Annotated in this window: 9 protein-coding genes; all 9 read left to right on the top strand. The window is 63.2% G+C overall.

Going from position 1 to position 10,159, the window contains the following annotated elements:
- On the top strand, positions 1-306 hold a 306-nt coding region (locus VEK15_00365), incomplete at its 5' end, for a tetratricopeptide repeat protein (GenBank protein HXV59115.1).
- A 109-nt stretch (positions 307-415) separates the two neighbouring features.
- Complete coding sequence (locus tag VEK15_00360) at positions 416-2,278, top strand: hypothetical protein (GenBank protein HXV59114.1); 1,863 nt, start codon at positions 416-418, stop codon at positions 2,276-2,278.
- A gap of 15 nt (positions 2,279-2,293) precedes the next feature.
- A complete protein-coding gene (locus VEK15_00355) occupies positions 2,294-3,322 on the top strand; it encodes an N-acetylneuraminate synthase family protein (protein ID HXV59113.1) in 1,029 nt (342 codons plus the stop codon).
- Positions 3,306-4,088: an NTP transferase domain-containing protein gene (locus VEK15_00350; protein HXV59112.1), complete on the top strand. Its 783-nt coding sequence runs from the start codon at positions 3,306-3,308 to the stop codon at positions 4,086-4,088. The genes VEK15_00355 and VEK15_00350 overlap by 17 nt, the downstream gene beginning before the upstream one ends.
- Entirely contained in the window at positions 4,088-5,137 is a 1,050-nt protein-coding gene (locus tag VEK15_00345) for an N-acetylneuraminate synthase family protein (protein HXV59111.1), read from the top strand. Before VEK15_00350 ends, VEK15_00345 begins: the two co-directional genes overlap by 1 nt.
- Before the next feature lies 1 nt (position 5,138).
- Positions 5,139-6,827 carry a glycosyltransferase gene (locus VEK15_00340; protein HXV59110.1) on the top strand — a complete coding sequence of 563 codons (1,689 nt, stop codon included), beginning with the start codon at positions 5,139-5,141 and terminating at the stop codon, positions 6,825-6,827.
- Positions 6,824-7,786, top strand: coding sequence for an NAD-dependent epimerase/dehydratase family protein (locus tag VEK15_00335; protein HXV59109.1), 963 nt, complete (start codon positions 6,824-6,826; stop codon positions 7,784-7,786). The genes VEK15_00340 and VEK15_00335 overlap by 4 nt, the downstream gene beginning before the upstream one ends.
- Positions 7,786-9,417, top strand: a complete 1,632-nt coding sequence (locus tag VEK15_00330) for a glycosyltransferase family 39 protein (protein HXV59108.1) — start codon at positions 7,786-7,788, stop codon at positions 9,415-9,417. Before VEK15_00335 ends, VEK15_00330 begins: the two co-directional genes overlap by 1 nt.
- On the top strand, positions 9,396-10,159 hold a 764-nt coding region (locus VEK15_00325), incomplete at its 3' end, for a hypothetical protein (GenBank protein ID HXV59107.1). The genes VEK15_00330 and VEK15_00325, both read left to right, overlap by 22 nt.

Genomic DNA, 10,159 nt, shown 5'->3' with positions numbered 1-10,159 from the left:
GCGATCGACTCCCTCGAGAAAGCCGTCAACCTCCAGGACAACCTCGCATACACGGAGCCTCCGCCCTGGCACTATCCGGTCCGGCACTCGCTCGGCGCCGTGTTGCTCGAAGCTGGGCGGCCGGAGCAGGCGGAAGACGTCTACCGGGACGATCTGAGAAAGTGGCCGGAGAACGGATGGTCCCTGTTTGGCCTGATGCAGTGTCTCCGGACGCAAGGCCGGATGGACGAAGCTCGTTTGACCGAGAAGCGTTTCCTCAAGGCGTTCGCCCGCGCGGATGTGGCACTCACATCGACCCGGTTCTGAGCCGATCCAGGACGGTTGAAAAGGTTCGCACAGACTGTCACTCGTTGAGTCGTTCCGGACATTCGCCATCGTCGGGGACGCCCGCCTCGACGCGAGCGCTCTGAGTCGGTTGCGCCGGCTCCATGCCGAGGGCCACGCGATTGTCGCCTGGCACCACACCCGCATCGTCCAGGACCGTTTTCCCAGCCCCGAGGTCACCCAAACGCTGACGAGCGCGGGCATCCCGTCCCAGGCCCTTGCCGAGGCCCTGGGAGAGCGGGAAGACTCCGGGGTGGAGGACGCGGTCATCACGTGGCTCAAGGATTTTGGAAGGAGTCATTTTCGCCACCGGTTCCGGCTCGGACCGCTCGCGCTCTGGTGGTGGGCCGAGATCTATCTCTACCACCAGACGCCGTTGAGGCTCGTGGTGCGCGATATCGAGGCGCTCGCGCGTTTGGTGGAATTGCGGAGGCCGGAGCGAATCGTGCTCATCGAGCCTCCACGGCAGCTGGAGGAGGCGGCACGACGCCTCGTGCCCGAGGTTGAGGTGTACCGAAGCGGCCGTGCAGAGCGCAGCCGATACGGGTGGAGTACCACGTTCTTGCACGCCGTCGATCTGGCGAAGATGCTGGGCACCGGAATCAAATCGGTAGTGAGGCGTCGACCGCCCCGGTTTCCGGGAGCGCCGCGGGTCTTCTTTCTCACCCATGCCTCCATGTGGCGAGACGGCCGCGAGATCTACTTCGACCGGATTCTACCGGCGGTCTCACGCGAGACCCAAGGAGCCATCGTCGTCGCCTTCGGCCCTCCGGTGCCGTTCCGAAAAAGGACTCTCCGCGAATGGCTGCGGGACTTATTCGAGATACAGAGCGTCGCTCGCCCCTACCGTCCCGCGCGTGAATACCTCACTCTTTCGCGCACGCTTCGGCTCGTACCCGACTTCTACCGCTGTTGGCGCCTGTTCTCCGAGTTTCGATCGAGCATGCGAGGCCTTTCGTGTCGTGACATACCGCTCGGTTCCACGGCGATGGCCTGTTTTCGGGACACGTTCCTGCGACAGTTTCCCTGGGCGATCCGATCTTACGCCGAGGTGGAAAGCGTGCTGGAGGCGGAAAATCCCGATGTCATGGTCCTCTACGCCGAATCGAGCGGTCTCGGTCGCGTCGCGGTGGCGGCGGCGAAAGCGCGTGGCGTGCCGACCTTCGCCATCCAACACGGCATCATGTACCCGAGGTACTACTCTCATGAACACCGGCCGGACGAGCTCCAAGGCGACGACGGCGTGCCCATCCCGACGCGAACCGCCGTCTTCGGAAACCTGGCGAAAGCGATTCTCATCGAAAGGGGAAGTTATCCCGAGGAAAGGATCCTCGTCACCGGAAGCCCCAAATTCGACGCTCTGTCGAAGACCGCCGAGGCCTACGATGCCGCGGCGACCCGCAAGTCGCTGGGCGTTCCCGACGGAACTCGGTTTCTCGTCCTCGCCACGCGGTGGACCGCGATCGCGCCCGTTTTCGACGAGCTTCTGGAAGCTTTCGAGCGCCTGCGAGACGTCGAGCTCTTGGTAAAGCCCCACCAGGCCGAATCGGCCGAGCCGTACGAAGCGGCGCTCTCGCGTCGCGGAGCCGGGCGCACGCGGCTCGTCCCGCAGACAGCGGGCCTCCTCGAGCTTCTCGTGGCCTCGAACGGGCTCGTCACCGTCGACTCGCTCGCATCCTCCGAGGCGCTGGTTCTCGGCCGGCCGGTTCTCGTCATCAACCTCCCCAGCAACCTGAGCGCGCTCGTCGACCGGGGCGTAGCCCTCGGTGTTCGGAGGGGAGAGCCCATCGAGGCCCCGCTCCGGTCGTTTCTCTTCGATCCCGAAACGAGACAGAAGCTCGAGCAGCGCCGGCGAACGTACATTCAGGACTTCGCCTATGGGGCTGACGGGCGGTCGACCGACCGCATCGTTGCCGCCATCCTCGAAACGGCAAAGAGTAGAATCATCGGGTAATGACAGAGTTCATCGATGGAGATCACGACCATGAAGATCGGTGACCGTCCGGTCGGAGAGGGAGCGCCCGCCTTCATCCTTGCCGAAGTGGCCTCCGCTCATCAGGGTGAGGCATCGCTCGCTCGGAAGCTGGCGCGAAGCGCCCGTCAGGCAGGCGCCGACGGAGTCAAGTTTCAGATGTTCCGGGCGGAGGAGCTCATCGCTCCCAACGATCCTCGCTTTCCGACGTTTCGGCAGATCGAGCTGTCCGACGGCGAATGGGACTCCGTGCTGGCCGAAACCGAAGCGTCGGGACTCGCGATGCTCGTGGAAGTGTTCGATCGCCAAAGCCTCGTCCTCGCCGAACGGCATGCGGTGGCGGCATACAAGATTCACTCGACCGACGTCGAGAACGCCGAGTTCATCCGGCACGTCTCCGCCACCGGACGTCCGCTACTCATCGCCACCGGAGGTCTCGGGCTCGGAGCCGTGGAAAAGGCGCTTGCGGCTGCCTCGAGAGAAGGGAATCTCGACATCATGTTGCTCCACGGCGTACAGAATTTCCCCACCCGTATCGAGGACTCCCATCTTGCGTACATCGGGACGCTGAAACGGACCTTCGGCCTCCCGGTTGGGTTTCTCGACCACGTGGATGGCGGCTCACCGATGGCCACGGTCCTTCCGATGCTCTCAGTCGCGTTCGGCGCCGATCTGGTCGAGAAGCACATTACTGTCGACCGGAGCGCCCGAGGGTTCGATTTCGAGTCGGCGCTCGAAGAGGACACCTTCAAGGCCATGGTCGAGCTCATCCGGGAGGCGGAAAAGGCGGTGGGGCGGAAAACGCTGCCGGCCGGCGCCAGCTCAGAGAGCTACCATCGGCTCATGCGTCGAGCGGTCGTGAGCCGGAAGCCGTTGTCCAGGGGTGAGCCCCTGACCCGCGACGGGCTCGCGTTCGTACGGAACGAGACCGGTCTCGCTCCGAGCGATAGTCCACGCCTCATCGGACGCAAGCCGAAGCGCGACATCCCCGCCTGGGAGCCGTTGACTGATGATCTCTTCGAGTAACGTACCCATCGTCGTGTCGGCGCGGATGCGCTCGACCCGCTGCCCGGGGAAAGCCCTCGCTCCCCTCGCGGGAAAGCCTCTCCTCGAGCATCTCTTGCTGCGCCTGAGTGCGGTCTTCGGGACCGGTCGCGTGATTCTCGCGACGTCGCGATCGAAGGACAACGATCCCTTGGTGGAGCTTGCGGGGAGCCTCGAAATCGGTACCTATCGGGGCGACGAGGAGGATGTGCTGGGCCGGTACGTGGAAATCGCGCGCCTTTGGGACGTCGAGCACGTGGTTCGGGTCACCGGCGACAACCCTCTGACCGACCTTCCTCTCATCGAGCGGCTCGTTGCCCGCCACGTTCAAGAAGACGCCGACTACACGTATGTGCCTGGCGACGCTCTTCTCATGGGAATCCTTTCGGAAGTGATCTCGCGCCGAGCCTTGGAAGCGAGCCACCGGGACGGCGAGCCCCGTCATCGCTCCGAGCTCGTAACCTTATATATAAAGGAAAATCCGGAGAAGTTCCGCATCGTCCGGGAAACGCTCCCCGAATCTCTCTATCGGCCGGAATACCGCTTGACGGTAGACGAGCCCGAGGACCTCGTGCTCATGGAGCGCATCTTCGATAGACTCTACCGTCCGGGACGGGTGCTCGCGACGGAAGCGGCCATTCGTCTGCTCGACGAGGAGCCCGGTCTCCGCGCGATTAACGAGCATATCCGGCATAGTGCCGCGAACGTCCGCTCCGTCGCGCTCGACGGAAGCGCCCGGGGAGAGTGATGAAACCAGTAGATTTCGGCGGGCGGCTCATCGGCGAGGGCCATCCCGCGTTCGTCATCGCCGAGGCCGGAGTCAATCACAACGGCGATCTCGAGCTCGGCAAGAGGCTCATCCGGGAGGCGAAGCGAGCGGGAGCCGACGCGATCAAGTTCCAGAGCTACAAGGCGGGAAAGATATCGACGCGAACCGCACCGCGCTACTGGATCGAGCCCGACGACCCGCAGGGAAGCCAGTTCGATACGTTTAGAAAGCTCGACAGCTTCGGACGCGACGAGCACGAGGCCCTTTTCGGCTACGCGAAGTCGGAGGGAATTTTTTGCTTCTCGGCTCCATTCGACGACGAGGCCGTCGACATGCTCGACGATCTCGGGGCACCCGGCTTCAAGATCGCATCGGCGGATCTCACCGATCACCCGCTGCTCGGGAAAGTAGCGTCCAAGAACAAGCCCGTCGTCCTGTCCACCGGCCTCGCGACCATTGCCGAGATCGGCGAAGCCGTGGAGGTGCTGCGAAATCACGGCAACGATCAGATCGTTCTCCTTCACTGTACGCTCCAGTACCCCTGTGAGGCGGAGAACGCCAACTTGAGAATGATGCTGCATATGAAAGCGTCCTTTCCCGAGATACCGGTGGGACTCTCGGATCACACGCTCGGTATTGCCGTACCGCAGGCCGCGGTGGCTTTGGGGGCGGTCGCGGTCGAGAAGCACTATACGGTGGACAAGGCGCTTCCCGGCAGCCCCGACCACCATCTCTCCATCGATCCGCCCGAGCTGAAGCAGATGATGCACGCCATTCGCACGATCGAGAAGGCAATGGGGCGGTACGAGAAGGGGCCGGTCGAGGCCGAGGCGGCCGCCTACCGGTTCGCGCGCCGAAGCATCGTCTCGGCGAGGGAGATTTCCGCCGGAACGGAGATAACCCGCGACATGCTCACGTTCAAGCGTCCGGGAACGGGGATCTATCCGAAGTTCGCCGACGTGATCGTGGGACGTGTGGCGAAGGTGACGATACCCGAGGATACGGTTCTCGAGTGGTCGATGCTGTGAAATGAAAGAAAACGAGCGAGTGATTGCCGTCGTCCCGGCGCGCGGGGGCGACAGCGAAGTGCCTTACCTCAACATCAAGAAGTTGGGGCCGCTACCGCTCATCGCCCACACGCTCCTGGAAGCGAGAAAGAGCCGCTATATCGACCGATTGGTCGTCTCTACCGACGACGACCAGGTGGCCCGGGTGGCGGTCGAGTACGGAGCCGAAGTGCCCTTTCGCCGGCCCAAAGAGCTCTCGGGGGATCTTCCGCAGATCAATGCCGTCATTCGGCACGCCGTCCGTGCCATCGAGAAAGAGGAAGGCAAGCGATTCGGAATCGTGGTCATTCTTCAGGCGACGTCCCCTTTTCGCACCGGCCGGCAGATCGACGAGGCCATTGATGCCCTCGCCGCTAGAGATCTCGACTCGGTGATATCGCTCAACGAAGTGCGCACGCTCACGTGGCGCATGCCCGAAGGGAGGCTCGAGCCCCTATTCCAGCACGCGGGACGCAGAGAGGATCAAGAGCCGCTTTACCAGGAGGACGGCGCGATCCGGGTTCTCCGCCGTGATGTTCTCGAGGGAACGACGCGACTCGGCTCACGGGTCGGCCACGTTCTCATGGACAAGCTCTCGTCGATCACGGTTCACGACATCTACGACTTCTGGCTCGCGGAAAAGCTCGCGCACCTCCCTCGAGTTCTCATCCGCGTCGACGGTGGCGGGCGAATCGGGATGGGCCATGTCTATCGAAGTTTGGCCGTCGCCGACGCCTTGAGGAGCGTTTCGCACGCGGACATCTGCTTTCTCATGAGCGCGGATCATCCCGAGGGTGTCCAGCAAGTTTCCCGAGCTGGTCACCAGGTCCGGGTTCTCGCCGGCCCGGAGATCGAAGCCGTGCGTGACTACTCGCCGAATATCATCGTCAACGATCGACCGTTCCTCGACGGCGAGTACTTACGATCCCTGGCGACGCTGGGAGCGTCCACCATCAACCTCGTGGACTCGATCGAGGACATCGAACGGCCCAAAGAGATCGCTTCGGTCATCATCGCCACGATGCAGGAAGCCGAAGCCGAGCTCGACGACTACTACTCCGGACCGGCTTTCGCCATTCTCCGAGATTCGTTTCAGAACCGAGAGTCAGGATCCATCGACGGCCGCGGCAGCCGGGTGGTCGTCAGCTTTGGCGGAAGCGATCCCCAGGGGCTCACGCTGAAGACTCTCGCGGCACTCGACAGGCTCGAAGAGGTTCAGGTGAGAGCCGTGCTGGGCCCCGCCTTCGGTTATCACCCTGAGCTCGAGGAGCTCCTTCCGAGGCTTTCTCGTCAGCCGACGCTTCTTCGAAACGTCGAGCATATGGCGGATATCTTGTTCGAGTCGGACCTCGTCATCTGCTCGGGAGGAATGACGGTTTTCGAGATTGCGGCCCTGGGCCGTCCGGGCGTCGTGCTCTGCCAGAACGCGCGCGAGAAAAAGAGGATGGAGAGTTTCGAGCGCTACGGGACGATCCTTCATCTCGGACTCGGGACCGATGTGTCGGAGGAGACCATCGCCGAGAAGACCCGCGAGCTCCTGCTTGCCTCGGAGCGTCGTCGAAGCATGAGTGAGGCTGGCGCCCGGCTCGTCGATGCCCGCGGCGCCCGCCGCGTGGCCGAGGTCTTGATGAAGGCGGGACGACGAGGTCCGGCGAACGGGGGCCTCACGTGAGAGTGCTCATCACCGGCGGGGCGGGCTTCATCGGCTCGCATCTTGCCGAAGCGCTCTTGAGCCAGGGGCACGAAGTGTTCGTCCTCGACGACCTGTCCACGGGAAGCATCGAAAACATCGAGCCGCTCAAAGGCATCGAGGGGTTCCACTACACGATTGACACCGTCATGAACGAGCCGGTCACCGCCGAGCAGGTCGACCGAGTCGATATCGTGGTGCATCTCGCTGCCGCCGTTGGAGTCCGCCTCATCGTCGATAGCCCGGTTCACACCATCGAGACGAACGTTCATGGTACCGAGACGATTCTGAAGCTGGCCAACAAGAAGAAAAAGCGTGTCCTCGTGGCTTCGACGTCAGAAGTGTACGGAAAGAGCGCGAAAGTTCCATTCCAGGAAAACGACGACCTGGTGATGGGTCCGACGACGAAAGGACGGTGGAGCTACGCCTGCTCGAAGGCGATCGACGAATTTCTCGCCCTTGCCTACAACAAGGAGAAGAAGCTCCCCGTCATCATCGTGCGGCTCTTCAATACCGTGGGTCCGCGCCAGACCGGCCGATACGGAATGGTGATCCCGAATTTCGTGCGACAGGCGCTCGCGGGCGAGCCCATCACCGTGTACGGAGACGGAAGCCAGAGCCGTTGTTTTACCGACGTGAGCGACGTCGTGAGGGCCCTCATCGCCTTGATGGAACACCCCGGGGCCCTCGGTGAGGTGTTCAACATCGGCTCGGAACACGAGGTCACGATTCTGGAGCTCGCGAGGAAAGTCAAGGCAATGACGGGAAGCCAGTCCGAGGTCGTCTTCGTTCCCTACCACGAAGCTTACGAGGAAGGCTTCGAGGACATGCCTCGTCGCGTTCCCGACATTACCAAGGTCAGAAGGCTCATCGGCTACGAGCCCACCGTTGGGTTGGATCGCATTCTAGAACGCGTCATCGAGCACCTACGCACGAGCTGATGTCGGCGATCCGCGACCCCTTCCTCTGGCTGGTCGTTCTCGCGGCGGCGGCGCTGCGGCTGTGGGGCATCGATCACGGCCTTCCCTTCGTCTACAACCCCGACGAGGCGAACATCGTCGCCCGGTCGCTCTCCGTGGCCCGGGGGCTCGACCCCGGGTACTACCTGTACCCGAGCTTCTTCTTTTATGTCCTGTTCTTTGTCATGGGAGGGCTCTTTGTCTCCGGGTGGCTCGTCGGCCGATACGAAGGTCTTCGGGAGTTCCAGAGTCGATTCTTCGAAGACCCGACGGACTTCTACCTTGCCGGCCGTCTCGTCGGCGTGCTGTGTGCCCTCGCCACCCTCGTGCTCACCTACCGGCTCGTCGACAGGCATTTCGGCCGTACCGCGGCTCGAGCGGCCGCAGTCGTGATCGCTTTCTGCTACTTCCACGTGCGAGATGCCCACTACGTGAAACACGACGTACCCGCCGCTCTCCTGGTCGTTCTCGCGCTCACCGCCATCGACCGTGCTCGAGAGCGGCCGACGCGCGCGAGTTATCTTCTCGCCGGTGTGGCGCTCGGGGTCGGTTTTGCCACCCATTACTATCTCGTCTTCCTCGCGCCGGTTCTTCTGATCGTGACGCGGCTACGCCCCTTCGCAGGGGTGCTCGCCTCCGGAGCAGCCTCGTTCGTCACCTTCTGTCTGCTCTCGCCTTATGTGGTCCTTCGTGCCGAAACGGCGCTCGAGCACATGGCGGCGAACCGGGAGGTCGTCGTGGACCGAAGCCTTTCGTCGGGCAATGCGTTCTTGCCGAGCCTGGGGCTCTACGTGCAGTTTATTCTCGAGCAGGGTCTGGGGTACGCGCTCGTCGTCCTGATCGGCGCCGGCTTCGTCATGATGCGGGGACGGTTCGCGTTGTGGGGCACGTTCCCTGCGATCTTCTTGTTATTCCTTTCTTATACCTTCTTCGCCGGGCGCTATTTGAATCCCGTTCTTCCGTGTTTCGCGGCAGCGAGCGGAGTCGCTGTTGCCGGCATCGAAAGGCGCGTTGGCGCGGTCGCGTGGCTCGTGCTGGGGCTTGCCTGCCTTCAGCCGCTCTATCGATCGCTGCAAGTTGATCGGCTCTTCGCCGCTCCGGACACCCGCACCCTGGCGCGGACCTGGATCCTGGAAAACGTCTCCACGGGCACCGCCATCGCACTCCAGTCGTACTCCGTCCCGCTCCCTCAGTCCGAAGAGAGCTTCCGCCTTAGTCTCGAGGCGAACGATGCCGTCGGTGAGATCGAAAAACAGGGGAAATACGCGAGCCTGCTCGCGCTAGCCGAGCGACGGCACGAGTCCTACCAGCTCTTCTTCTTCGGCCGGGGTGACGAGCTCGATCGGATCTACGTCCCATACGAGGCGCTTGTCGACGGGCTGGAACCTCTGAAGAAGCTCGAAGTGAGCTATGTCGTGCTGCGAGAGCCGGCGAGATCTCCACCTCCCGAGGTCGCATCGCTCTTCGAGCGAGTACGCACACATGGCACCCTCCGGCACCGAGTGGATCCGGGCGCGGAGACACCCTACCTGGACAACGAGGACTGGGCACCGAGCTCCGCTCTCCATCTCAAGGGCCCCCGGGTCGAGATATGGTCGCTCGACTCGGAGTAGCCGCGCTCGTCGCGGCGGCCACCATAGCCGTCTACGCCGGTCGTGGAAGCATCGAGATCGACTTCGAGCGGGGCTACGAGGGGGGGTTCGTCGATGGCTTTCATTCGCGGGAGCGAGCCGAAGGCAAGTACTTTCGATGGACCGACGGGAGCTCGTTCGTCGTCTTTCGCCACCTCCCGCATCGTGGTCTCATCGACGTCGAGGCGCGACTGAAAACCATCCGCCCCGTGGGAGAGGCGCTTCCCGAGCTGCGCTTTACCGCGAACGGCATCACCGTCCATCGAGCCAGGGCGCTTCCCGGATCGGTCACCTACCATTTCGAGCTACCCTCGACTACATCTACGCTTCGTCTCGGGATCGAGTCGGACACCTTCGAGGCTTCGGGCGGCCGCAGCCTCGGCGTCCAGGTGCTCGGCGTCACCTTGAAGCCGGCCGAGCGGCCCTCGTGGACGGTGCCGGCTCTCATCATGGCCCTTGCGGCCCTTGGCTTCACCTTCGCGCTCGGCTCGAGCCTGGCCGCCCTGACCATTTGCGCCGGATGCCTCTATTTGCTTGCCCAGGGTCCGGCGACCTTCACCAGCTATCCGTTTCAGGTGATGGGGATCGCGGTCGTCGCCCTCATCGTCTCGAGGGCGGTGCGTTTCGTCGCAGATCGTTTGATGTGGCTCCACCCCGCCGAACGGGCTCGCGTCGTAGCCCTCGTGGCGGCGCTTCTCGCCGTCGAGCTGATCGTGGTGTGCTA

The sequence above is a fragment of the Vicinamibacteria bacterium genome (genome assembly GCA_035620555.1).
Lineage (GTDB): Bacteria > Acidobacteriota > Vicinamibacteria > Marinacidobacterales > SMYC01 > DASPGQ01.
This window is presented reverse-complemented; position numbering and strand designations above follow the sequence as displayed.